Annotated in this window: 22 protein-coding genes and 1 pseudogene; 9 read left to right on the forward strand and 14 right to left on the reverse strand. The window is 63.4% G+C overall.

Going from position 1 to position 22,625, the window contains the following annotated elements; translation table 11 throughout:
- Positions 1–473 precede the first annotated feature (473 nt).
- The gene (locus tag EJB06_RS02985) at positions 474–2,639 is read left to right on the forward strand and encodes a hypothetical protein (RefSeq protein WP_126072493.1); all 2,166 of its coding nucleotides are present in this window, start codon (positions 474–476) and stop codon (positions 2,637–2,639) included.
- 111 nt (positions 2,640–2,750) lie between these two features.
- Positions 2,751–3,551, forward strand: a complete 801-nt coding sequence (locus tag EJB06_RS02990; protein ID WP_164557789.1) for a TatD family hydrolase — start codon at positions 2,751–2,753, stop codon at positions 3,549–3,551.
- Positions 3,552–3,706: 155 nt separating this feature from the next.
- Here the strand turns inward: EJB06_RS02990 and fabI are convergent, their stop codons facing one another.
- The gene (gene fabI, locus EJB06_RS02995) at positions 3,707–4,492 is read right to left on the reverse strand and encodes an enoyl-ACP reductase FabI (RefSeq protein ID WP_126072495.1); all 786 of its coding nucleotides are present in this window, start codon (positions 4,490–4,492) and stop codon (positions 3,707–3,709) included.
- A gap of 1,001 nt (positions 4,493–5,493) precedes the next feature.
- Between fabI and EJB06_RS03000 the strand changes: the two genes are divergently transcribed.
- The gene (locus EJB06_RS03000) at positions 5,494–6,456 is read left to right on the forward strand and encodes a sensor domain-containing protein (protein WP_164557790.1); all 963 of its coding nucleotides are present in this window, start codon (positions 5,494–5,496) and stop codon (positions 6,454–6,456) included.
- Between the two features lie 130 nt (positions 6,457–6,586).
- Positions 6,587–6,844 carry an ATP-binding protein gene (locus tag EJB06_RS03005; RefSeq protein WP_307720433.1) on the forward strand — a complete coding sequence of 86 codons (258 nt, stop codon included), beginning with the start codon at positions 6,587–6,589 and terminating at the stop codon, positions 6,842–6,844.
- A 545-nt stretch (positions 6,845–7,389) separates the two neighbouring features.
- Here the strand turns inward: EJB06_RS03005 and EJB06_RS32380 are convergent.
- On the reverse strand, positions 7,390–8,499 hold the full coding sequence (locus EJB06_RS32380) for a BON domain-containing protein (protein WP_229426891.1): 1,110 nt from the start codon (positions 8,497–8,499) through the stop codon (positions 7,390–7,392).
- Positions 8,500–9,200: 701 nt separating this feature from the next.
- Between EJB06_RS32380 and EJB06_RS03020 the strand changes: the two genes are divergently transcribed.
- Positions 9,201–10,217, forward strand: a complete 1,017-nt coding sequence (locus EJB06_RS03020) for a sensor domain-containing diguanylate cyclase (RefSeq protein ID WP_126072498.1) — start codon at positions 9,201–9,203, stop codon at positions 10,215–10,217.
- 142 nt (positions 10,218–10,359) lie between these two features.
- Here EJB06_RS03020 and EJB06_RS33045 read toward each other — a convergent pair.
- From EJB06_RS33045 to EJB06_RS03040, 4 genes and pseudogenes are all read right to left on the reverse strand, one after another.
- A pseudogene (locus EJB06_RS33045) lies at positions 10,360–10,659 on the reverse strand (phosphoribosyltransferase family protein); the annotation flags it as partial.
- A gap of 156 nt (positions 10,660–10,815) precedes the next feature.
- Positions 10,816–11,853, reverse strand: a complete 1,038-nt coding sequence (locus EJB06_RS03030; RefSeq protein WP_126072552.1) for a zinc-dependent alcohol dehydrogenase family protein — start codon at positions 11,851–11,853, stop codon at positions 10,816–10,818.
- An 18-nt stretch (positions 11,854–11,871) separates the two neighbouring features.
- The gene (locus EJB06_RS03035; RefSeq protein ID WP_164557791.1) at positions 11,872–12,402 is read right to left on the reverse strand and encodes an SDR family NAD(P)-dependent oxidoreductase; all 531 of its coding nucleotides are present in this window, start codon (positions 12,400–12,402) and stop codon (positions 11,872–11,874) included.
- Between the two features lie 496 nt (positions 12,403–12,898).
- Positions 12,899–13,204 carry a hypothetical protein gene (locus tag EJB06_RS03040; protein ID WP_126072501.1) on the reverse strand — a complete coding sequence of 102 codons (306 nt, stop codon included), beginning with the start codon at positions 13,202–13,204 and terminating at the stop codon, positions 12,899–12,901.
- A gap of 161 nt (positions 13,205–13,365) precedes the next feature.
- On the opposite strand from EJB06_RS03040, the gene EJB06_RS03045 reads away from it, so the two are divergent.
- Positions 13,366–15,000 carry a L,D-transpeptidase family protein gene (locus EJB06_RS03045; RefSeq protein ID WP_164557792.1) on the forward strand — a complete coding sequence of 545 codons (1,635 nt, stop codon included), beginning with the start codon at positions 13,366–13,368 and terminating at the stop codon, positions 14,998–15,000.
- A 27-nt stretch (positions 15,001–15,027) separates the two neighbouring features.
- Here the strand turns inward: EJB06_RS03045 and EJB06_RS03050 are convergent, their stop codons facing one another.
- Positions 15,028–15,867 carry a universal stress protein gene (locus tag EJB06_RS03050; RefSeq protein WP_126072503.1) on the reverse strand — a complete coding sequence of 280 codons (840 nt, stop codon included), beginning with the start codon at positions 15,865–15,867 and terminating at the stop codon, positions 15,028–15,030.
- Between the two features lie 132 nt (positions 15,868–15,999).
- A complete protein-coding gene (locus tag EJB06_RS03055) occupies positions 16,000–16,734 on the reverse strand; it encodes a YSC84-related protein (RefSeq protein WP_126072504.1) in 735 nt (244 codons plus the stop codon).
- A gap of 151 nt (positions 16,735–16,885) precedes the next feature.
- On the opposite strand from EJB06_RS03055, the gene EJB06_RS32845 reads away from it, so the two are divergent.
- Positions 16,886–17,011, forward strand: coding sequence for a hypothetical protein (locus tag EJB06_RS32845; protein WP_267876884.1), 126 nt, complete (start codon positions 16,886–16,888; stop codon positions 17,009–17,011).
- A gap of 35 nt (positions 17,012–17,046) precedes the next feature.
- On the opposite strand, the gene EJB06_RS03060 is transcribed toward EJB06_RS32845, so the two are convergent.
- Positions 17,047–18,816 carry a PHA/PHB synthase family protein gene (locus EJB06_RS03060; protein WP_126072505.1) on the reverse strand — a complete coding sequence of 590 codons (1,770 nt, stop codon included), beginning with the start codon at positions 18,814–18,816 and terminating at the stop codon, positions 17,047–17,049.
- A gap of 459 nt (positions 18,817–19,275) precedes the next feature.
- Between EJB06_RS03060 and EJB06_RS33195 the strand changes: the two genes are divergently transcribed.
- The gene (locus EJB06_RS33195) at positions 19,276–19,491 is read left to right on the forward strand and encodes a hypothetical protein (RefSeq protein WP_164557793.1); all 216 of its coding nucleotides are present in this window, start codon (positions 19,276–19,278) and stop codon (positions 19,489–19,491) included.
- Here the strand turns inward: EJB06_RS33195 and EJB06_RS33200 are convergent.
- From EJB06_RS33200 to EJB06_RS03085, 5 genes are all read right to left on the reverse strand, one after another.
- Positions 19,485–19,964, reverse strand: coding sequence for a hypothetical protein (locus EJB06_RS33200; protein WP_164557794.1), 480 nt, complete (start codon positions 19,962–19,964; stop codon positions 19,485–19,487). The two genes, EJB06_RS33195 and EJB06_RS33200, sit on opposite strands and share 7 nt — an antisense overlap.
- Before the next feature lie 388 nt (positions 19,965–20,352).
- Positions 20,353–20,718 (reverse strand): hypothetical protein, encoded by a 366-nt coding sequence (locus EJB06_RS03075; RefSeq protein WP_198420744.1) that lies wholly within the window; start codon positions 20,716–20,718, stop codon positions 20,353–20,355.
- A gap of 60 nt (positions 20,719–20,778) precedes the next feature.
- The gene (locus EJB06_RS31705; RefSeq protein ID WP_164557796.1) at positions 20,779–20,937 is read right to left on the reverse strand and encodes a hypothetical protein; all 159 of its coding nucleotides are present in this window, start codon (positions 20,935–20,937) and stop codon (positions 20,779–20,781) included.
- Entirely contained in the window at positions 20,903–22,042 is a 1,140-nt protein-coding gene (locus EJB06_RS03080; protein WP_126072507.1) for a hypothetical protein, read from the reverse strand. The genes EJB06_RS31705 and EJB06_RS03080 overlap by 35 nt, the downstream gene beginning before the upstream one ends.
- Positions 22,042–22,548 (reverse strand): DUF4055 domain-containing protein, encoded by a 507-nt coding sequence (locus EJB06_RS03085; RefSeq protein ID WP_441295155.1) that lies wholly within the window; start codon positions 22,546–22,548, stop codon positions 22,042–22,044. The genes EJB06_RS03080 and EJB06_RS03085 overlap by 1 nt, the downstream gene beginning before the upstream one ends.
- 14 nt (positions 22,549–22,562) lie before the next feature.
- Here EJB06_RS03085 and EJB06_RS32850 point away from each other — a divergent pair.
- Positions 22,563–22,625, forward strand: a 63-nt coding sequence (locus EJB06_RS32850; RefSeq protein WP_267876887.1) for a hypothetical protein, incomplete at its 3' end; no start/stop codon positions are given.

Here is a 22,625-nt window from a genome sequence, read left to right on the forward strand (position 1 = left end):
GGGGCCGGCGGCGTCCTTGCGGCCCAGGCCGCGGCGGCGGCGGCCGCTGGCGTCGGCGACGGGGTCGTGCGGCTGCATGATGGAGCAGGCGGTGATCGTGGAACTGTGTAGCGCGGAGCGTGACGAGGCCATGGTGTCGATGCGGACGCCTCCCGCCGGCGGCGTGGCGCGCACCGGCTTTCGGCGTACCCTCCCTGATAAGTGAGCGGTGATGCCGGCGCCATCCGCGTGACGACGCCCTTGCCGCCATGTGTGTGCGGAAAGGGGCGCCCGGTTCCATGCACAGGATCGGGAATCTTCGCGGCGCATCAGGTTTGCCGCACATCAGGTCTGCCGCACATGCGAAAAGACGCCGGGAGCGATGGAACGGCTGCGGTTCTGCCGCCACCTATGGGATAGCGGTGGCCGCGTCGATCGATACGGCGAGGTCCATCTTACCGATTCCCCCTCACCTGTGAAAAGAGGACAAACCTGTGTTCACTCCCTCATTGACCCGCACGCTCAGCGTCTCGTCGCTGCACATCCCCCCTCAGGAAGAATCCGCGCCGGCGCAGGCGAACCGGCCGCCCGCTGCCGCTCAGGATGCGCCAGGCACCGACGCCGCCTCGCCGCGGGCCGCTGCGGCAGCGGGAGAAGCGACCATGCGCGGCCTGCTCGTGAAAGTGGTCGGCACGACCAATACCGTGGCGCCAATAGGCGATTCGATCTTCCACGGGAAAGAAGTGGGCACGCTGGCGGAAGGGAAAATCCTTGAGATCGAAACCCACCCCGACCATGTCGTTCCGTCACGACGCGGCCCGAATCAGGAAGTACTGCGCAACCACAAGGCAGACGCCAAAGCAACAGAAAAGAACCACATGTGGCATCCACTCTTTGCCGAAAATAAGGCCAGATATAAAGACAACGATTGGCCGCATATTCGCTCCGATGCATTTGCCGAGGTCAATGCCGAGCCGCATAAATCGTTGAGCGCCAATCTTCCCGGAAGATTGCGCGCGCGCGCTGCGCCAATAGACGGGTACAAAAAAATAGCCGACATGTCGGCGGGCGACTTTATCGCCGAACAAAAGGCCTATCAAACGAAGCTGCTTTCAAAGCATACGAAAGACAGCATCATGTCGTCGCACCGCAGCGTCGGTTTCGAATACGAATTTACCGGACACTCGCTTGCAGGTACCGCATCGCACATCATCCTCGCCCGTACGCCGCCACAGTCGGATTTATTCGGGATCGGATTCGAACTGGAAACCGATTCGGGAGACGTCGTCGAGATCGGCATGCCGCCTTTCATCGTCCCGAACAAGACGGATGGCAGCCCGGACAGAAAGGAAATCCAGGAAATTCACATAAAGATGAGAGCGGCGCTGGGGGAAGTCAGAACTGCGGCGAACAAATTGGGTTCGGCAAATCTGGACGCGCTTCTCGAACTTCTTAAGGAAAAAGGCGTGGGTACGGGATGGGTTCGCTCGACCGCGCAGGAGAGCGCCATCGAGATCGACAACATGCAAATTGTGGAGCCGACGGCGTCTAAACTGCAGGGTGGCAATATTTACTCGCAGATGAATATATCCTTGAACGGCGATGAGATCGCCGATGCGATCATCGGATCCAGAGTGGATTCCCAAGATGAGGACACGAGCACTGCGGACCGAAGTCACATGGGGATACTCTGTAAGGAACTCGACGACACGGCGCTGGCGCATCTGGAAGCGCAAGCTGGAGACGATGCCGAATTGGAAGCCCTGCCCGCTCATTTTATCCATCTGAACAAGGCCCTGGCCAATACCATGGCAATCCCTTCCATCCTGATTCAGCGAGTAGCGACGCTGCCAGATGACGACGACTATTCGTCGATCGTCAAAGAACTGGCGAGTGTATGGGCAAAGGATTGGGTGCCCAATATTTTAGCGACCACCTCTGCTTCACGAGACGACCTGGCCGCCATGAAAACATATGCGCAAAACAACGCCAAACCGCTCGCCCTGAAAAAACTGGAAGGATTACTGACGGAGTTGCAGGGCAAAGAGGGATTGACAAATCCACGACAAGTTGAAAACAACGCCTGGGTTGCATTTAAGAACGGATCGCATGATGAATATTTCAATGGAACGACGCTGACGCGCCTGACAAACCATAGTGAGGCGCTAAAAAATAACGAGCAATATCGTTCGATTTTGGCCTTGGCAACAGAACTAAACGAATTGGTGGACAGTGATGGCAACCTCGTAAATGCCCAGAAAAAAGTGGTGCCCGAGGACCACAAGGATTATTCTGGCCTGGACGAAGTCTACGCTGACAAAAACGAGCGCTTCAATCAGAGGGTGGCTACCGAAACGAGGGCATCTGCCTGGACTCCGCTGATGGCCGGAGTCAAAGCAGTCGTCGAACGTGAAATAGACAATACGATTGCAATGATCGATTCGGAGGCGGTCGTCTCCCACCCCAATCCGCGCGAGACTGGCGGCGAGGAGTACGGCATCGCGGGACGCCCCGGCGTCAGAAGAGAGACCTATGTGGACCAGCCGCTTACGCAAGCGGAAGCGGAAGCGGGGGGAAAACGCCAGGAAGATCTTCTGGCGATCGTGACGGAGCTACGCAGCAGCCTTGCAATGAAGCAATATTTTGAGAGGCAAGCATAAGGAAATGAGGAACGCCTGCGGCCACGTCCTGCGTGCACGCTGATGGTGTCGTGCATGGCCCGGCATCGTCGACATTGACAAACTACCAACTTGCCATCGACAATGCCGGGCATGCTGACACCGCCCCTGATCGACATTGGACTGAACCTCGCCAGCCACCGCTTCTCGCGTGACTGGAAACAAGTGATCGCGCGGGCGCATGAGGCCGGTGTCGGGCGCTTCATCCTGACCGGCACCTCGCTCGCCACGTCCAGGGAGGTGGCGCTGCTGACGGAACAGATGGCGCCCGGCACGGGCTACTTCACTGCCGGCGTCCATCCCCATTACGCGTCCGGGTTCGACGACGACACCCTGGCGCAACTACGCGAACTGCTCGCGCATCCGAATGCGGTGGCGGTGGGCGAAACCGGGCTCGACTACAACCGCGACCTGTCGCCGCGCATGGTCCAGCGTGCCGCGCTGGAAGCCCATGTCGCGCTGGCCTGCACGATCGGCAAGCCCATGTTCCTGCATGAGCGGGAGGCCGCAGCGGACCTGCTGGCCATCCTGGACAACTTCCAGGGCCGCCTGCCGAAATGTGTGGTGCACTGCTTCACCGGCAACGAGGCGGTCGCGCGAGCGTATATCGAACGCGGTTTTTATCTCGGCATTACCGGCTGGGTCGGACAAAAGAACCGCAATCACGACCTGTTGCAGGCGCTGCACGCCATCCCGCCCGCGCGCACGATGCTGGAAACCGACGCGCCCTACCTGACGCCGCCCGGCTACACCCCGGGCATTGCGGGCAGGAACGAGCCGGCGGCGCTGGCGCGCGTTGCCGAGCTGCTCGCCAGCGCGCGTGGGGTGCCGGTCGGACAGGTGCGGGCCGATGCGTATGCGGCGACCTTGGCGTTTTTCGGGCTTGAGGACTGAACTTGGGCAGCGGCCTGTCTTATTGCAGGCCGCCGCAACGCAGGCACGACGCCGTGTCGATACCTGCCAGGGCACGGATTGCCGTTGCCGCCATGAACTCATCGCCTCAAGGCGTCGGGGAGAGCATCGCTACAGAAGCTTGCACCGAACGAGGCTCAATCGACGACGTGATACCCGGCATCGACATAGATGACGTTGCCAGTCAGGGCGCGGGCGCCTTCCGACACAAGCAGAGCCGCGACCATGCCGACATCGTCGATCGTGACGAGTTGGTGCAGCGGCGCTTTTTTTGCCGCCAGCTCCAGCAAGGAATCGAATTCAGGAATACCGGACGCCGCCCGGGTCTTGAGCGGTCCCGGCGAGATGGCATGCACGCGGATGCCGCTAGGACCGAGCTCGGCGGCAAGATAGCGGACCACCCCCTCGAGCGCGGCTTTCACCGGCCCCATCACGCCATACTGCCTGACAACTTCTTGTGCGCCAAGATAGCTCATCGTCAGCAGACATCCGCCACTGGTCATCAGCGGTTCGGCCAGCTTCGCCATACGAATGAAGGAATGGACCGACACATCCATGGCACGCGCAAAGCCGGTCCCAGGGCAATCCGTAACCCGTCCGCACAACGCATCCCGGGGGGCATAGGCAATCGAATGCAACACGAAGTCCAGCCGTCCCCAACGCTGCAAGAGCTGGGCGAAGACAGCTTCCAGCTCCCCTGCTTTTTCAACATCGCAAGGAACGATGATCGGACACTGGAGCGCCTGCACCAGGGGCCGGACATGCGGCTCCGCCTTGTCGTTGAGGTAGGTAACAGCCAGGTCGGCTCCCTGGGCCCGCATCGCGCGGGCGCAACCGTATGCGATGCTGTCGGCGTTGGCGATTCCGACAATCAAGCCCTTCATCCCTAGCAAGGGCGCCCCAGGGTGGATCGATGCGCTCATATGAGGTAAGCTCGCCCGCGGCACCGCCTGCGACCACGCGCCTGAAATGCCCGGTGCGTCGTCCGGGCGGGCAAACCAGCATCATTCAATGCGTTGCGCGCCACGGTACCCGCGTGAACCATAATCGTTTTGCGCACTACCCACCCCCCAACGATGAACCGCTCGTATGCGGCGTCAGCGGCGCTAACGCATGCAAGGAACCTTAATCATGGGCGTGTTAAGCGCATGATCTCTGCGCTACATCAAGCGGGGGCTCAAACGTCTGACATTGGCAATGCGCTACTTCAACACGTTTTCCAGCAGCATACGGACAAAATGCGCGGGCAACTCCTGCTCCGCTCGCGCGCTCGCCATGGCCCTGAGCCACATCGTCAAGGCAGGCTGTCTCCTTGTTTGCGAACGCCTTGCGGGCGCAGCGGTCACGCAAGCTGCCCTTTCCCCTGCTTCCCGCCACAGGCGATGAGGAAAGTCGCAGCGCCAGTGCGCACCCGGTACAGCTGCGCTCGCGCAGCCATCGTGCCCATCTTGCCAGCTGCGTCCACGATGAGAGCGGGCATGGCATGGCGCGGACACGGGCCTGGCGCAGATCAGTTGACGGTACATGAGCGATCCCGCCGCGACTGCCGTACGAGAAGCAACGCGCGATCCCGTTATAGCGTCGCGGCACGGCAGGACATCACGGAAGCCGAAGCGACGCGCGAACGCGAGCGCGCGAGGATCTGGCGGCGCCATGCACGACGTGCCTAAGTCGCGTGTCACATAAAACAGGACTGCGCGGGCGGTTACCGCCACCGCCGCCACGATACCGGTCACGACGATCGGCTTGACCATGACATGTCTCCCGGCGTTGATGCGCATGGTGGTCAGTCCCGCAGCATATCGTATGGTTCGGCACGGCCGCCATGAATCCCTGTCGAGCAGCTTTTCTGGCGCAGCAAAACAAGCCGTTGAACTCGGGCGCGCAAACGGACTCTAACCAGGAACAACCGGAGACCGCCGTCATGAACCCTGTACAAGCGCCATATCACTTTCCAACCTCCCTGCAGCCGCTCCTGCTCCAGGCATTCAAGGAACTGGCAAATGCGACCTTTATCACCGATTCTGCAGGCCGGATCGTGTGGGCCAACGCTGCTTTCTGCACGTTGAGCGGCTATACGCTCGATGAATTAGCGGGCCGCACGCCTGCCTTGCTGAACTCGGGCATCGAAGGGCCGGTCTTTTACGCCGAGCTGTGGCAAAAGGTACTGTCCGGCCGCGTGTGGCGCGGCCAGGTCATCGATAAACGCAAGGATGGTTCGCTGTATGCGGCCAACGAAGTCATCACGCCACTGCGCAACGAAGACGGCAGCGTCACCCATTTCGTCGCCGTTCAGCAAGACATCACGCAACAGCTCGATTTCGACCGGTCAGCGCGCACCCAGACGCGCATGGACCTGTTTTTCAGCCGTCCCAACCGGGCCACGCTCATCCATTTACTGGACGCAGCCATCGCGCGCTCGTCGCGCGGCACCGAGCGCACCGCCGTGATCCGGATCGCACCCGATGGCCACCCTGATCTGCACGGCCCCCTGATCGCCGCAGGCAGCGGCTTGCCTGGCGCGCTTGCCGGTCGCCTGGCCAGCACGGTCAGGCAATCGGACACGCTTGCCTGCGTGGGCGATGCCGAACTAGCCATTCTGGCCACTGGAATCAGCGACCGCGATACCGTGCTCGCCATGGTAAAACGACTGCAGGCCGCGCTGGCGATGCCGTTTGTAGTCCGCGGCGAGCGCATCGACCTGCAAGCGAACATCGGCGTGGCACTATCGCCGGAGCATGGGGGGGATCCCGGCGCCCTTCTCTGCCATGCAGACCACGCCCTGTACCAGGCGACACTGCAGGGAACAAATCATGTTCAGCTGTATCAACACAGCTTCTCGCACGGCCCCGGGGCGGAAATTCTCGCGGCCAGTACAATGCAATGAACCCGCCGTCCTGACGCGGCGGACCACACCTGCCACGTTAGCGCATACGCAGAACAACCTGAAGGCGGTCGTGCACCGGGCGATCAAGGCGTACCGCTTGCCGATCGTCGACGAAATCGGCTAGCTGCCGATGAACCGGGAGCAAGCCAACCTGTTCTTCCAGGTGAGCGCCGCCTTGTACCAACGCAGCAGTCTGCTCGTGACCAGCAAGCTGGCGTTCGGGCAGCGGGACACGGCGTTGGTACAGGATACGACCTTGACCGCGGCGCTGCTGGACCGCCTGCCGCACCGCGCGCACATCGCGCCGATCGCGGGCGAAAGCTACAGGCTCAAGCATCAGCGGCAGGCCGCCATGATGCGTGCGTGCGAGCTCACGGAAATTGGCTGAACACATGGGGTGGCCGGTGACGGCGGTGTATCCGTTTTACAGCGCTGGCTCGACGAAAACTGTACCAGTTTAAAATCGCCGTTGACAGCGCGCCGCCGGAATGGACCAGTCAATGGGAATGGGGGAAGCGCCAAAAACCTTCCCGGCCGGCGCCTAGTCGGCGCGCCCGATGCGTACTCCGGTTTCAAAGGGACCGGCCTGGCCGCGCAACTGCGCAAGCGGGCGCCGGCGGCTGTTATCGGGGGCCTGGCGACGCACCATCGCGTGCCGGACACCGTGAAAGATGCGCTCACGAACGGATTCAGGGTGGTCATGCTGCCCGCCCCCATCCGCGCCGTGGATATCTCGGCAGGCGACAGCCAGAGCGCTATACGCGACATACGCGACATGATCGCGTGCTGTGCCGAGCCAGCCCAGCTTTCCGGATGATGGCGCGCGCCGGCACCCGCTGCCGCCACGGCGGGCGCGAGTGCCAGCTGTAGCCGAGGTGCTACCAACGTCGTCGTACCTGGGCGCATACGAACGCGCGTGGCGATCCCGCCGGTCTATGGGCCGATCGCAATATTGTTGCGTACGCCGACCACGCCAGGTGCCATCCACGCCGCACGCTCGGCTTCCTCACGTTCGGCCCAGGTTCTGACGGTGCCCGCCAGAACAACATGACCGGATTGCACCCCTACCGTCACGCGATTGGCCTCGATCTGGGCATGCCGATGGAACGCGGCCTGTATCTCGCCCCGGATGTCCCGCGGTGAGACCGCTGGCGCAATCGTTATCTGATTTTGCACACTCTTAACCCCGCGCAGGTTGCGCACGGCGCCCTCCGCGCGCTGGCGCTGGTAGTCCCAGTTTACCTTCCCTTCCAGCCGGATATGTCCATGTTCGACGATGACCTTGACCGATTGCGCCGAGATGGGCAACTGCAGCTGAAGCGCTGCTACGGCATCGTGGGCGATCTCGGCGTCGGTACGGCCGTCGCTGGCGAGCCGCACGTCGATTTCGTTGACCAGGCCATAAACGCCTTTGACCCGCTTGGCTGCACGTTCGGCTTCCACCTTGTGGCCATAGCAGTGCACAGCGCCCGTCAGTGTGACGACACCGCTTTTCACCGTTACTGCCAGTTCTGACGCGTCGAGCCGTGCATCCCACTCGAGCTCATGCTCTACGTTCTTTCTTACTTCGCTGTCACTGATCATTGGATCCTCACTATCTGAAAAGTTATAGGAGACATCCGAACTCCGCCGGGCGTGCGCAGCGCGGCCGACCGGATGCGCTGTTCGAGCATGGTCCGCTGCGAAGCACGACGTTTGATGCGCCTCAATCGCGCGCGGCTTGCACAAGGAAGCCCGCTGGACCGTGCTCCGCGAACACGGCCTCGACACGGCAATCCGGTCAGCTTCCGCGCGCCCGTGCCCGCATCGGTCGAACACCGTGACAAGGCTCGCTCGGAGCGACACATCGCCCGCCGCCCCGTCTCCGCCTACACAGACAAGCTCACTTGTCTCATCGCCGGACAGCGGGTCGCTGGTGGCAAGCTGGGGCCCGAACGTATCGAGACCGCCATCCGAGGGATCGCGGTGCATGCGGGACCGGCTGACGATGCGCTCGCGCATCATGCGTTCGTCGGCCTGTATCGAGAACACGACGAATGGCACATCGAGATCGTTCGCCAGTTCCTTGAAGAGGATGCGTTGCGCGCTCCGGTAAGCCGGCGTCGACCATCACCGGCAAGCCTGCTGCAACGACGCCACGGTCAAGATGACGCAGCCTTGCATAAAGCAGCGCCGTCGTCGCGGGATCGTATGGCGCGGCCGGGTCGACTCAAGCGCAAATCGCAGATAGTGCAGTGGGGTGCCGCCGGCCTGGCTGTCCAGCAAGAGCGCAACGCTTGCACCGTAACAGGGCGCGCCCGGTGCGCTAGAGGCGGAACACGCCCAGGCCGTCATGGTCGCCTGTCGCGTCGGGATACTGGTTCAGCCAACGCGCGGCAAGTTCGTGCCTTTGGCGCTCGCGGAGCGCAGTCCGCCCTTCCGCGCTCCGTCACGGCCACGCGCTGCCCGCTGATCGTGACCTCGTTGCCGCCCACTGAGACCGTGAGAGGTTCTTTCTTGATACCGGAAATTTCGGCGGTGACAAGGTCGGCGCGGTCGGTTTCCATGCCGTCCATGCGCAAGCGATCGTCAACGAATTCCCTTGTGCCAAGGAAAATCGAGACGCGCGCAGTTTGTTCTGTCGCCACGCGCATCGGCAAAACGGCCGGCGCTACGCTGGCGCCGCCGCCGCGAACGGCGGATGAACTTCCCGGCGCCGGCCAGATCCAAGCTGTCCGGGTCTTGAACTCTCCCGCGGGGCACACATGACGCCGCACCAACAAGCCGATGGTTCCGCATCGGCGCCCGATGGCCTCCTGACCGAGGCCTTCGCACAGTTTCCCGCGCCGGCGATGCTCACCGACAGCGAGGGAAATATCTTGTGGGCTAATCGCGCCCTGTGCGAACTGTCCGGCTACGCTGTCGAGGAACTCCTCGGCCATACCCCGAGCGTGCTTCGATCGGGCCGGCACGACGCCGCATTCTATCGCCAGTTGTGGGACACGGTGCGGGCGGGTCGGATCTGGCGCGGCGACGTGATCGACCGGCGCAAGGACGGGACGCTCTACGTGGTCGAGGAAGCCGTGGCCCCGCTGCGCGACGCGCAGGGTGCGATTCGCCACTTCGTCGCGGTACAGCATGACATCACGCAGCGCGAAGCGCGGCGCGAACACGAACATTACCTGGCTTACCACGACGTCCTGACCCGCCTTCCGAACCGCGCCATGCTGGACGACATCGCACAGAAAGCGGCATTGAGCGCCTTGCGCTCCGAGCAGCCGCTGGCAATGATGTTCCTCGACCTCGACGGCTTCAAAGCCATCAACGACACGCTCGGCCACCACGTCGGCGACCAGTTGCTCGCCGCCGTGGCACAGAGACTGCAGTCGGGCATCCGCCGTTCGGACACCGTCGCTCGGATCGGCGGCGACGAGTTCGCGGTGCTGTTGGCCGACCTCGACAGCCGTGCCAGTGCCGGATTGCTGGCACAAAAGCTGCTGGACGCCCTCGCCCGTCCATTCCAGTTCCGGAAACACCGGTTCACCATTCGCGCCAGCGTCGGCATTGCGATTTTCCCATCCGATGCGACAAGTATCGACGCCTTGCTGAACCAAGCCGATCAGGCCATGTACCTGGCCAAGCTGCAGGGAGGCCAGCGCTACCATTTCTTCGACCAGGGAGATGCCCAGCGCCGGAAAAAACCAGCGGCGCCGCGCCAGGAGACGCACGGGCCGGACAAACCAGGGCAGGCGCACAAGCCAGAGGCGGCGAGCCGAAGGTAAGCCTCGGGCCGTACGGATGACGCCGCCGCGCGCGGCGTCGCAGCTGCTTGCGGCGCGTACGCCCAGCCAGCAGCGACCAGCAAGCGAGCAGCTGCAACTTCGCCCGAACCGGTCCGTACGCCAGCCTGAACTGCGGAACCGTATCGTTGACAGGAATTCGGTCGACCTGGGCTTCCCCAAGGGTACGGCTCGCCTCACCCGTAATCAGACCATGCGCGGCGACCGCATACACCTGGCAGGCGCCGCGCTTCCGGCACGTCCTGGCGCAACGGGCAAGCGTGCTGCCGCTCGCAATCGTGTCATCCACGATCAACACGTCGTGCCCGCCGGCGTTCTCGGCAAAGGCCGAGAACGCCGGCGCGAGGACGCACAGCGGCCGGCCACGACGGCAGCGATCGCATCGGCGAACAGGGAAGAACAGAACAGGTTTCCAGGATGGCAACGAAGTGCATTCCGCTAGACCGACAGGTTATGAACATCGAGCGTCAACATGGCATCGGTATCCACCGGTGCGAAGAGGGCTGCGACCTGCCGCGCGGACACGGGATCGGCGGGACGAACAGGTCGACACCGTCCAGGCCGGGCGCAGCGGCGGCGCTCACGGCATCCGCGCTGACGGCGACGATGCCGCCCCCGCCGCTACGGGCGGGGCCCATGGCGCGAGCACGGCGGCGCCATCGATGCTTCCGCTCCTCAGACGCCCGAGCGCCTCGGTGGCAGCGCCGAGCGGGAACGCTACCGGGACGATGCGCAAGGCATGGTCGGCCGCCAGGCGAAAGAAGCGCTCGCCGTCCTGCCGGGTCAGGTTGGCTACCGAGCGCAGGCAGCGCTCGCCCCACAACAAGGCGTAGGACATGGCGGGAATGTCGCTCATGTGAATGCCTGCGCACACGATGCTCGCCCCTTTTGCGCTGGCGGCGAGTGCTTGCGGCACCAGGGCGCCGACCGGCGCGAACAGGATGGCGGCGCCGAGCAGCTCTGGCGGCTTGTCGCCGGACGCGCCGGCCCAGGACACGCCCAGGGAGCGGGCGAACTGCTGCGAACGGACATCGCCTGGCCGGGTGAACGCAAAGACCGTGCGTCCGCCCTGGGCCGCCAGTTGCGCCACGAGATGCGCGGCCGCTCCGAACCCGTACAAGCCGAGCGGACCGGCCGGCGCGCTCATGGCAAGGGCGCGGTAGCCGATCAAGCCGGCACACAGCAGCGGAGCTGCATGCAGATCGTCATACCGCTCGGGCAAGGCAAAACAATAGCGCTCGTCGGCGGCCGCGTACTGCGCATAGCCACCGTCGCGGTCGTAACCGGTAAAGCGCGCCCGGCCGCACAAGTTCTCGCGCCCGCTCAGGCAGTACCCGCAACGCCCGCAGGTCGATCCCAGCCACGGTACCCCGACACGCTGGCCCGGTTCGAAGCGGCGCGCGCGGCGGCCGGCATCCACGACGCGGCCGACGATCTCGTGGCCGGGGACCAGCGCATGCCGGTGCGGTGCAAGATCGCCATCGAGAATATGCAAGTCGGTACGGCAGACGCCGCAGGCGCTCACCTGCAGGAGCACATCGTGTTCGCCGGGCCGCGGCACGGCGACCTGCTCGAGCCGCAGTCCGTCCTCCGCAGCGCGCATGACCATGGCGTCCATTGTCTTTGGCATGGCGACCTACCGCACCGACTGGGCGCCGGTGACATCGACCGTGGCGCCCGTGATACAAGCCGCCGCCCGGACGACTTCGGCGGGCAAGTCCAGCCGGCCCGACGGGATCGATGCCTCGGTCCGCTGCGGCGTCGCGGGCGCGCGGCTGGCGACCACGCCGGTGTCGCAACAGACCGGTGCGGTGGCATTGACGGTCACGTGCCTCGATGCCGATTCGCGCACCAGCGCCCTGGGCAGCCCGGGGACACCTGCCTTGCTCGCGGCGTAGTTGCATTGGCCCGCCTGCCCCTGCCGGGCATTGACCGCACCGATGTCGATAATGCGGCCGAACTGTCGCTGCCGCATGGATACGATGGCATCGCCCGACATACGCAACATCGACCCCGGGTCGTCCTGAAGCACTGTCGGCCACCGCTCAGGTGTCATGTGGCGCAGCATGACATCGGCCGGGATGCTGGCGCTATTGGCGAAGATGTCGACCGGGCCGATATCGTGCGTGAACTGCAGCACGCCGGTAACCGAGGCTGTGCGGGCCATGCTTCCTCCCATCCCGTTTCGCGGATTCATGCCGACATCAGCAGCGGCAGGCTGGCGGATAACGGCACCCTGCCGGTGGTCCCACCCAGAAGCGGTTAACGCACGCCGGTTCCATCAGCGCGTGGCCGAGATCGCTCTCACCGGTTCCGGGGACGATATCGGCCTCGACGCCGTAACGCCGGCGAAGCTGGCCGATCTCGACCGGCGCGCACATCACCCGTCCGGGCCGGCGAGCGTCGGGTCCCTCCTCGATCAGTCCACTGTATGCGGGAAAAATCGGTATCGTTTGAGGTGAATCAAAGTGTGCGGACACGCTTCGCATTTCATCGGTCGGCCCCCGATAAGTCCGCGTACTGTTTTCAATGCCAGCAATTATGCAAGATAGTTCCGGGACTCGGCTTCAAGGAGCATATTGCACCACATCGTAGCCGTCGCCTTGCCGGAAAGGCCCCAGGAGCTGACAGGCGTGCGCGTGCTCCGCTTTACGCGGGACGAATCAATGGCCATACTGCTCGGACGCGATCTGGTTGGCCCGGTGACCGCTCCGATGAAAATGCAGCAGCTGCATTTTCCAGTCGTCATGAGCGCCGATCGGTACGCGGCCGACGCTCCGGCAAGGCAGGAATGACATACAGGCGCGGCGGGGCCGGTTTGCCGGCTGCGTCCGCGACATTCCCACCGCGCCGGTGCCGGTGGAAACAGGCAGCTTGGCCGTCGGCCGCTTAGAGACCGCGAGGTCGGCGGTCGCGTCGGCGCGCATCGTCGCGCTGAGGCTCGACCGCGTGCGCAAGGTGCCGGCCAAGTGCGCCGCTGGTCTCGCCGGGCAGCCGCGCCGAGAGCGCCATGGCAGCGCGCCTCTTACGCCACCGTAGTGCGCGGCGGGGCGAGCGTGGGGGGCGCGCAACCGGGCGCCGCTGGCGAAGCAGCGCAATTTTCCAACACCACAATTTGCCGGGGACAATCTTGGATCGCCAAACCCACTTCGGGGCCACCCGCATCACCTTACACATGCTACTACTGCTCCTGCTACTGCTGTCCGCGCCGGCCAGCAACAGCGAGGATGCGTTTGCCAGCAGCGCCGCCATCAGGGCGGCTATTGCCCGGCCGGACGCCCTGCCCGCCGCTGCGCAGGACATGGTCGCGCGGCTCTACGAAGCGGAGGGCTACCGCCCGCTCTGGAGCGGCGGCGATGGACGGCACGCGCGCCAGGCGCTGCAACTGCTGCAGGAAGCGCATGCCCATGGCCTCGAACCGTCCGCCTATCGCCTCGCGGCCGTGCCGGGCCAGCCGGACGATCCTGCGGCGCACGGCGCGGCGGTCGACGTTGCACTCAGCGGCGCGGTACTCCAATTGCTGTCGCACCTGCATTTCGGCCGGGCGCCCCCGGAGCCCGCCGCTCTCCCGGCAGCCGAGCAAGGCCCGGACTACGATCCGGTCGAGCAGCTTCGACGCGCCCTGGTGCAAGATGGCGTGGCCCAACTGGCCAACGACGCCGCGCCGCGCGTCGCCTTGTACTGGCGGGTCAAGAAGACCTTGGCCGAGTACCGCACGCTGGCCAGCCTGGCCGGGCAATGGCCGCCGATCTCCGCATTGCCGCATGGAGGCAAACTCATCGTGGGAAGGCCGTATGCGGGCATTCCTCCCGTACGGCAGCGCCTCATACTGCTCGGCGACCTGCCCGGCGCCGATGCCGCAGCTGACGACGCGGTATACAGCGCCGCTCTCGCGCAAGCGATCAGGCGCTTTCAATCGCGCCACGGCCTCGACGCAAACGGCGAGCTGGGCGCGTCAACCATGGCCGCGCTCGCCGTCTCTCCCGCCCATCGCGTGCGCCAGCTCATCCTGACGCTCGAGCGTCTGCGCTGGCTTCCCGCCGTGCGGCGCGGGCGCATCGTGGCCGTCAATATTCCGGCGTTCCGGCTGTGGGCATTCGACAGTGCCCACCCCGGCCAGGCCGAACCGCTCGAGATGCGGGTCATTGTCGGCGCCGCCGCCCGCACGCCAACCCCGCTCTTCGTCGGCCAGATGCGCTACCTTGAATTCAACCCCTATTGGAACGTTCCGCGCAGTATCGAGCGCAAGGAAATTCTCCCCAGGCTGGCACGCGATCCGGCCTACCTGAAAAACAACGCAATGGAACTGGTGTCCGCCGGCGGGAAGATACTTGCGGCGGGGACGGCCGATTCCATGGCGGCGTTGCGTGCGGGAACGGCGCGTGTCCGGCAACGGCCCGGCCCCCGGAATGTACTTGGCGCGGTCAAGTTCGCCATGCCGAATCCGATGAATATTTACCTGCACGCGACCTCCGCGCGCGAACTGTTCGACAAGGAACGGCGCGACCTGAGCCATGGATGCATCCGGGTGGAGCGTCCGGCCGAACTGGCCGAGTTTGTCCTGGCCGATACGGCGCAATGGGACAGCGAGAGCGTGCGTGAGGCCATGCAGCCGGGGCCCACTCGCACGGTCCGGCTCGGAAGTGCCGTTCCCGTGGTGCTATTTTATGCGACCGCCGTCACCGACCGGCGCGGCCGACCGCTGTTCGCCAACGACATCTACCGGCTCGACCAGGCACTCGCCCGCGCCTTGCACATGCAGTAAGCGGCGCAGGCGCCGTGGCGCACCACGCTAGTGTGCCATCCAGACCGGCACCGGCATCGATTCGAGCATGGTCCGGGTGGCCCCGCCCATGATGAATTCACGCAGGCGGGAGCGCCCATAGGCACCCATGACCACCATGTCCGCGCCGCATCCGGTCGCCACGTCGATGATCGCATCTCCGGCCTCGCCCCTGGTCGAGCGGCTGAGCACGTCAACGCGCACACCCTGCCGCGCGAGATACAGGGCCATGTCGGCGCCGGGTTCATCGCCCTCGTCCATTCCAGGCCGCTCCGGATTGATGATGACCAGACTCACCTGCCGGGCGCGCTGCAACACGGGAATGGCTGAGACAACGGCCCGCCGCGCCTCCATGCTGCCATTCCACGCCACAAGCACTTTGCGCCCGACCCTGCCGACGCTGCCGCTGGCGGGGATCACCAGCACGGGCGCGGCGCAATTGAGCAGGACATACTCGGGGAAATCGCGGCGCACCAGGACACTGCTGCTGGCGCCCGTGGTTTGTCCCAGCACGATGAGGTCGCTGTAGCGGCCATGCAGGGCGAGCGCCATGCCCGCCTCCTCTTCCGCCATCCGCGTTTCCAGGGATGCGACACCGAGCGCGCACGCCTGCGCTTCGAAAGCGGCAAGTGCGGTGCGACACTCCTGCCTGACAGGCTCGAGCTCCAGAGAGAACGGCGGTACCATCGGATCGATGGCGCCCGTGGCGAACACAAACGACGACCACCCGGTGGTGGCCAGGCCGATCAGATGCGCGTCGTCGTCGATCGCAAGTTGCGCAGCAATGTTGACCCGCTCGCCGGATCCGGGCGTGGAATCGACGTGCACGACAATCGTCTTCAAGGACATGCTTTCCCCCTTGGTTTTGACTCATTCACCGATCAATGAAAGTGGCTGAACGTTTTTACCGACGTCAAATTTTGCCGGGTCGGGAGCCGCCGGGCCGGGCCACCTTCATTCTTCCCGGCAATGCGAGGCCGGTCAACGCGCGCCATCCCGCAGGGTAGCGCGCAGCACGTCGGCGCCATCATTGTTGAATTTTCCGCCCACTGCATCGCTGATGGAGACGTTCTGCCGATAAAAGGCGTTGGTCAGGTTCTGGTTATAGCCGATGCCATTGAGTCCCACCGTGGCGACATTGCCGAACAGCCCGCGCGTGCCGGTCCACGCAGTGACATCGCCATCGCCGATGCTTCCCTGCGCGCTTGCATTCCAGTTGACGATCGTCAGTCCCGAATCCGCACTGAGCGAAAACAGATTTTTTTGAAGGAACTTGTTGACCGCCTTGTCGTTGTTCAGCACAAACGCGATTGCGCCGCCCTCCGCGCCTGCCTGGGCACCGGCACTGAGGCTGCCAATGTAATAGAAGGCCGGCGAGCTCCACGATCCGTCATCGCGTTTGAGCAGCAGTACCCCTGCGCCGCCGGCAGCGCCGAGCCCTAACGCGGCGCGGCCGTAGGTGGGGACAAGGAAAATACCTTTCGCCTTGCGCAGCAAGGAATGCATGCGCGCGTCGGCGTTCAGCCTGCGCACCACCGCAACGGCATCGTTGACATGCCTTATTGCGGCGTATTCCTGCCTCTGCATTGTTTCAGCAGACTCGTCGCCCTGCGCCGACGCCCCCTTTTTCGGCGGCGCAGCCAGGCTGTTCGACATTATCAGCGACAGTGCGCCGACCAGCGCCACCAAGGGTAAAGCTCGGGTTATCATGACCATTTTCGACCTCCGTTAGAGTGATTTCTGCAAAGCGACGCGCCACGACGCAGCGAAAAAAATACCATCGTACCGCTCCAAAAGCGCCGCTCCAAAGCCGTTCGCCACGATTTGCGCGCTCTCATATGGCGTGCGTTTACAGGGAACTAATGGAATGCACGCTATCTCAGGCCACATCGACTGGCGCTACTTCGCCTTTCACCACCTCGCCATCCGCCCGGCGGGCGAACCGGGGCGGCCTGGCCGGGAAGCCGAGCGGAACTGGCGCGATGCACGGTAACAGGCGCGCCGTCACCGTGCGGCCGGCGCCGGTCATCAGGCCATGAGAACGTAACGCCCGGGCGCCGGGTCGAGCATGGCGCTGGCGCGCCACACAGCGCCGGCTTCGACGCGCTCACCCGATTTCTGTTTCAGCCAATCGGCCCACGCGGGCCACCAGGAGCCGGGGCGATTAGGCATCTGTCGCCACCATTGCTCAGCATCCACGGTGGGCGCCCCGCCATCGCGCACACCAATCTGGTAACTTTTTTCGTCCGCCGATGGGCCTGGCGGCGCGACAATGCCCGCATTGTGTCCGCCACTGGCAAGACAGAAGGTGATTTCCGCATCGGTGACCGCGTGGACCTTGTACACGGACTTCCATGGCGCCACAGTATCGCGCCGCGCGCCCAGCGCAAAGATTGGCAGCCTGATGTCGGCCAGGCATACCGCCTTCCCATCGACGACATAGCGTCCATTGACGAGATCGTTGTGAAGATACAGATGGCGCAGATACTCGCTGTGCTGCCTGTAAGGCATTCTGGTGGCGTCCGCAGTCCATGCGGCCAGTTCGGTCCGTGGCTGCCCGCTTCGGCCCAGCAAATAGTTTTGCACGATGCGCGACCAGACCATGTCTTTTGAATTCAGCAGCGCAAACGCGCCTTGCATTTGTTTGCCGTCGAGATAGCCTTGCCGCGCCATGAGCGCATCGAGGTAGGCCAGCTGGTTTTCGTCGATAAAGATGCCCAGCTCACCGGGCTCGGAGAAATCAAGCTGGGCCGCCAGCAGGGTCAGCGACCTGAGGCGCGTGTCGCCGCGCCTTCCCAGCACTGCCGCAGCGATGGCCAGCAAGGTGCCGCCCAGGCAGTACCCGAGCGCATGCATTCGCCTGCCCGGGAATGTCGCCTCGACGATGTCGATGGCGCACAGCACCCCGCTGGCGAGGTAGTCGTTCATGCCGAGCTCGCGATCGTTTTCATCGGGGTTGCGCCACGAGAGCATCACGACCGAGTGCCCCTGCCGAACTAGAAACCTGACCAGTGAGTTGGGTGGCGACAAATCGAGTATGTAATATTTCATGATCCATGGCGGTACCAGCAGCACCGGTTCGGCGTACACCGTGTCGGTCTGCGGCGCATACTGGATCAGTTCGATCAGGCGATTTCGATAAATAACCTTACCGGGGGTGATGGCGACCCCGCGGCCCGGAAGGAACGCGTCGGCGGTCGCTTCCGGCACGCCGGCAAGCAGGCGCACGCTGTCGACGGCCCAATTGTACATTCCCTCCAACAGGTTTCGGCCGCCGCGCCGAAAGGTTTCGTGCAAGACGACCGGATTGAGCGCGATGAAATTCGATGGCGCAACCATATCCAGGAGCTGGCGTGAGGCAAATATCATCAACTGTTCATGATGCGGCGTCACACCGGGTACGCCTTGCGTGGCGTTGTGCCACCACTGCTGAGTGAGGAGGAATGACTGATACACGAGGTTAAATGGCCACATCCGCCATTCCGGCGCGCTGAAACGGCGGTCCTGCGGCAATGGTTCGATACATGGCGGGCAGCCGTCGCACGGTAGGTTTGTGAAGGTCCGAAGCAGCCTGGCGTACTTGCGTCCGGCCTTGATCGCCAGTTGACCCTGTTTCGCGGGAGAACACGCCAGATGCCAGGCCCAGTCCCAATACGCTGTCCACGTCGACATCGGCGACAATCCTGCCGTCGCCCATGCCCACTGCGCCGTGACTGGACGTATCCCGGGTTCGCGCGACGCAATAGCAACCCCGGCATGGGGATGCGCCCGTTCCGCCACCTGCAAGCTCTGATCCATTTGTCGGCCCCTCGTTCGTTGATCGTACCTTGTTTGAATGAACTGACAGAACCGGTTCCGGTTCACGAGCGCCCCGCCCCCTTGCTTTGCGCCGCGCAGCCATCGCCGGCGGCCTTGTGCCAGGTCGACCGCCATCAATGGGGCGTTGCACTGTCTGACACCGGAATACCTCCAGGGTTCCCTCCCTCATGACGCATGGTGTCTGCAGATCTCCCACCGCGTCACGCCGCCCTTGCAAGTCGCTTGTGCCGGATGCCGCACACAGGCTGCTCCAGGCATCTTGCGAACGCCATGGCCTGCCCTGCGGGCAGGGCAGCTGAGCGGCCGGCAACGTGTCGCTGCCGCGTACGCGACGGCGGCCATATTTGCGGCGTCGGTCAACTGCTGGCGCGGCCCGGATCTGAACCGTTGCCGGATGTTTTGAGGTGCGTCAAACAATTGACCATGTTGGCGCCTGGTATGCCTGATGAGAGCGAAGGAGAGGACGCTTACGCACGGTTCGCAGCGTTTCCTGCATCGCAGACAGGCGAGATGAACGCAATGTGCAACATGCACAAGAAGATGAAGGGCACGAGAACGCCGGAAGGACCTCCGGCGATCATCGACGAGCAAATGAAATCAATATCGCCCGACATGTTGCAGAAGCACATGACGGTGATGCGGAAATGTCAGTGATCGCCAAGGCAGTGCGCGTTGACGCCCCTTGCCGGCGCAATCGCGCTCGCATCGCATCGCATCGCATCGCAGGCATTGTTTCGAGCAAAGAAGCCGGCAGTGAGGAAGGTCCACGATTCCCTTTGCGGGCGAGCGGCTGCACGATCATGTTCTGGTAGCCCCATCCCGATGAAGTTCCCATCGGGATCGCAGTGATCCGGTGCATCCGGAAATTCGGCGTGCCAAGCGGGGCAATTGCCCGCTATGCAGGATGCGCTGGAACCGGCGTTCCCTTCGCTCGACGGCGAGGAGAATCCTGAACTGGCCGATGTCAGGCGCAGGTTCTGGTGGACCTTGCCGCGGTCCGTCGCAGTGGCCATATCGGACATATTCGGCCCCGATCCAGCTTGGGTATTCGGTTTCGTCGACGGGCTTGCTGTACTCATCATTGCCTGTCCGTGTGCGTTGGGCCTGACAACGCCGATGTCGGTCATGGTGACCATCCACGACAATGAAAGGTATTGGTACCAATGCGCCCAAAAAGGGATGCCATTACAGCTAACAAATCGGCACGGCAAGCTTGCATGGGCTATCGTTTCCGAGACTTGGGGCGAAGCAAGCCGGCTGTTCGCTAACCTAGCGTGTGTCCGAAATGACTTGACCACAGCAGTATAGGCCACAGGCATCGGCTGCCCGCACGCCGCGCAAGTGGTCAGGCAAGCAGTAAGCCGGTGCTCTTCGACCGGCTCGGCACGGGCGGTATGACGAGACATCACATCCTAAATCAACTCAATCCGCGTTAGACCACCGACGCGTCAAATTGCGCCCAAGCTTAATTTGCTTTCATAGAAAAAAAGCCCGCCGGAGCGGGCTGTAATTCGTTTAGGTATTTTCCGGCTTTGACACCGCCTTGGTCTCGCTCCGCTTGCCGAAGTAAAACCCGATCACCAGCGTCAAGAGCGGAGGGATAACTTGGAGGCAGGCCTCAAATATCTTCTGCGCGCGCGCCTGAATTTCCGCGCCTTCTGCCCAGTAATACATCGCCATTGATAGGATGAAGACCAAGGTCATGGCCGTCAGCACGACCGACCCGAAGTAAAGCTGCCTACTTTCCGCATCCTGACCATTTACTGTACGGATCAAATAAACCATTGCCATCACGATCAGGAACTCACCCAGCAGAAACCACATGATATTCGACAAAATACGCCCTCCTTGAGGATTGATCGCATCGAGTTGCATCGACACGAAGTTTGCACTGATATTAATTATATCTTTGCAAACTGATCAATACTCATGGGAGTAAAACTATTTCCTGCTCGTTACGACAAAATGCGCAGGCACCTCGCCGTGCGCCACCAGATCGACGGCCATCACGGCGCGCCCATCAGGAAGCGCGACCGGCGCGCCGCCCATGCCGATCGCTGATATCTTAGCCAGCGCGGCCGCGAGATCGTCGATAGCCATGGGCTTGGGTGACGCCGGCGGCACGGGCAGCGTCGGCGACGCCGGCAGGGATCTCGGGTGGAATGTCATGCGCCGATGCTACCCTACTGCGAGTACATCTCCTTGAGGCTGACAGCTTCAGCGGTCTGCCGCTCATGTTCACCAGGTCGCGCGGCGCCAGCTTGCCCTCTCGGAACAGCGCAGCACGGCCAGGGCCGAGTACCTCGTTCTGGTAGTCGGCGCCCTTCATCGTCAGGTAGTCGGCGAAAGTCGTCTTGGCGCTAATCGGCCCGCTCGACGATGCACGCGCGCCCTCTTCTGGCTCGTCCAGGTCGATCCCCATCTCGCGGAAGATCTTCATCACTGCGATCTCGGTCGACCGGCAGCCGTGGTGCCGAGGCACGCCATCGTTAGACTGCAGGTGGTTCTCGCCCATCGGTTCATAGTGCAGATCCCATTGCGCGCCGCCGTATGCAATGCACATCAGGCCGGAATGCCCGTCCATGGTCGAAACTTGCTCAATGGCGGTCATCAGGTGCCGATTCATCTCGAACGTTGCACGGCGCGCCGCAGCTGCCACGCCGGCCATGCTGGTCTGCACGGTCGACAGCGCGTTCTTGCGCGCCATCGGCATCACGCCCGGGATTTCGTCGGTGCCGACTACGCGCGCAACGATCTGAGCGTTCGTCTCGCCCTGCGCTGCCCCGATGCGGATTTGCGTTGCCAACTCGAACGCCGTGTCCTGCTGCTGGCGCAGCCACCAGGTGCGCGCCGGCGATCCCAGCATCAGGGTGTCGCTGACCAGGTAGTTCTCGGTCGGCATGCCAACGCCAATGCGGGCTTCGATCACCGTCGACAGCGCGGAGTGCACGCCCAGCGCCTCGACTTGCGCCATGGCACCCAGGTCGGCCACTAGCTGGGCCCGACCGTAGTAGTCGGCGATCAGCGCATTCGATTTGCGCAGCAGCGCGCTCTTGCCAGCCTTGTCCAGCTCGGACAGAGCCGGTGCGCTGGCCAGCACGCCCACGATATCCTTTTGCATCGGGATCAGCAGCGCGAGCACCTTGGCCTTGACTTCTGCCTCGGCGCGCAGCATCAAGACATTGTGCTGGATGAGCAGGTCCATCAACCACTGCTCGAGCGCGCTAAGTCGGTCACCGGCGCAGGCTTGGCGCCAGGCTTCGTGACCGGTTCGGCGCCCGGCACCTTTGGCATTGGCACGTCGAAGGTAGGCAGCTCGTTGAAGTAGGTTTCAGCGGAGATTTTGCCACCGGTAACGCTCTTGAACAGCAGGTCGGCGGATGCCTCGGCCAAGGTGGCAGCGCCGAAGTCCTTGAAGACGGCAAGGTGCGCGCCTTGCGGCTCGCCCACCCAGGCAGCCATCAGCTGCAGCGCCTGGTCGAGCGGGTCTTCAATGTTCTCGGCCACCTTCTTGAGCGCGCACGATCCCTGCTCGTTGTCAGCCAGGATTTGGCTCTCGGTCACGTTGCCCGGTTTGATTACCAGCAGCTCGGCGCCGGCCTGGCGCATGCGGTCTTCCAGCTCGAGGATGGACAGGCGGCCGGCTTCAATCGCGGCGCCACTGTGCTCGACGAACTTCATGTCCGCATCAGGGCGATCTATCAGGGCGATCTGTTTGAGGCGGCCTGGGCTTTGTGGAGCGGCACAAGAACATGGTGCTGGTAGGCCCGAGCGGCGTAGGCAAGACG

This window comes from Massilia atriviolacea, from assembly GCF_003953935.1.
GTDB lineage: Bacteria > Pseudomonadota > Gammaproteobacteria > Burkholderiales > Burkholderiaceae_D > Telluria_A > Telluria_A atriviolacea.

Excerpts from the sequence above, each read along its gene's own strand:
- EJB06_RS02990 (WP_164557789.1), top strand. The coding sequence starts at position 2,751 with ATGCTGACACCGCCCCTGATCGACATTGGACTGAACCTCGCCAGCCAC.
- fabI (WP_126072495.1), bottom strand. The coding sequence starts at position 4,492 with ATGAGCGCATCGATCCACCCTGGGGCGCCCTTGCTAGGGATGAAGGGC.
- EJB06_RS03000 (WP_164557790.1), top strand. The coding sequence starts at position 5,494 with ATGAACCCTGTACAAGCGCCATATCACTTTCCAACCTCCCTGCAGCCG.
- EJB06_RS03005 (WP_307720433.1), top strand. The coding sequence starts at position 6,587 with ATGAACCGGGAGCAAGCCAACCTGTTCTTCCAGGTGAGCGCCGCCTTG.
- EJB06_RS03020 (WP_126072498.1), top strand. The coding sequence starts at position 9,201 with ATGACGCCGCACCAACAAGCCGATGGTTCCGCATCGGCGCCCGATGGC.
- EJB06_RS03030 (WP_126072552.1), bottom strand. The coding sequence starts at position 11,853 with ATGGACGCCATGGTCATGCGCGCTGCGGAGGACGGACTGCGGCTCGAG.
- EJB06_RS03035 (WP_164557791.1), bottom strand. The coding sequence starts at position 12,402 with ATGGCCCGCACAGCCTCGGTTACCGGCGTGCTGCAGTTCACGCACGAT.
- EJB06_RS03050 (WP_126072503.1), bottom strand. The coding sequence starts at position 15,867 with ATGTCCTTGAAGACGATTGTCGTGCACGTCGATTCCACGCCCGGATCC.
- EJB06_RS03055 (WP_126072504.1), bottom strand. The coding sequence starts at position 16,734 with ATGGTCATGATAACCCGAGCTTTACCCTTGGTGGCGCTGGTCGGCGCA.
- EJB06_RS32845 (WP_267876884.1), top strand. The coding sequence starts at position 16,886 with ATGCACGCTATCTCAGGCCACATCGACTGGCGCTACTTCGCCTTTCAC.
- EJB06_RS03060 (WP_126072505.1), bottom strand. The coding sequence starts at position 18,816 with ATGGATCAGAGCTTGCAGGTGGCGGAACGGGCGCATCCCCATGCCGGG.
- EJB06_RS33195 (WP_164557793.1), top strand. The coding sequence starts at position 19,276 with ATGCCTGATGAGAGCGAAGGAGAGGACGCTTACGCACGGTTCGCAGCG.
- EJB06_RS33200 (WP_164557794.1), bottom strand. The coding sequence starts at position 19,964 with ATGACCGACATCGGCGTTGTCAGGCCCAACGCACACGGACAGGCAATG.
- EJB06_RS31705 (WP_164557796.1), bottom strand. The coding sequence starts at position 20,937 with ATGGCTATCGACGATCTCGCGGCCGCGCTGGCTAAGATATCAGCGATC.
- EJB06_RS03080 (WP_126072507.1), bottom strand. The coding sequence starts at position 22,042 with ATGGACCTGCTCATCCAGCACAATGTCTTGATGCTGCGCGCCGAGGCA.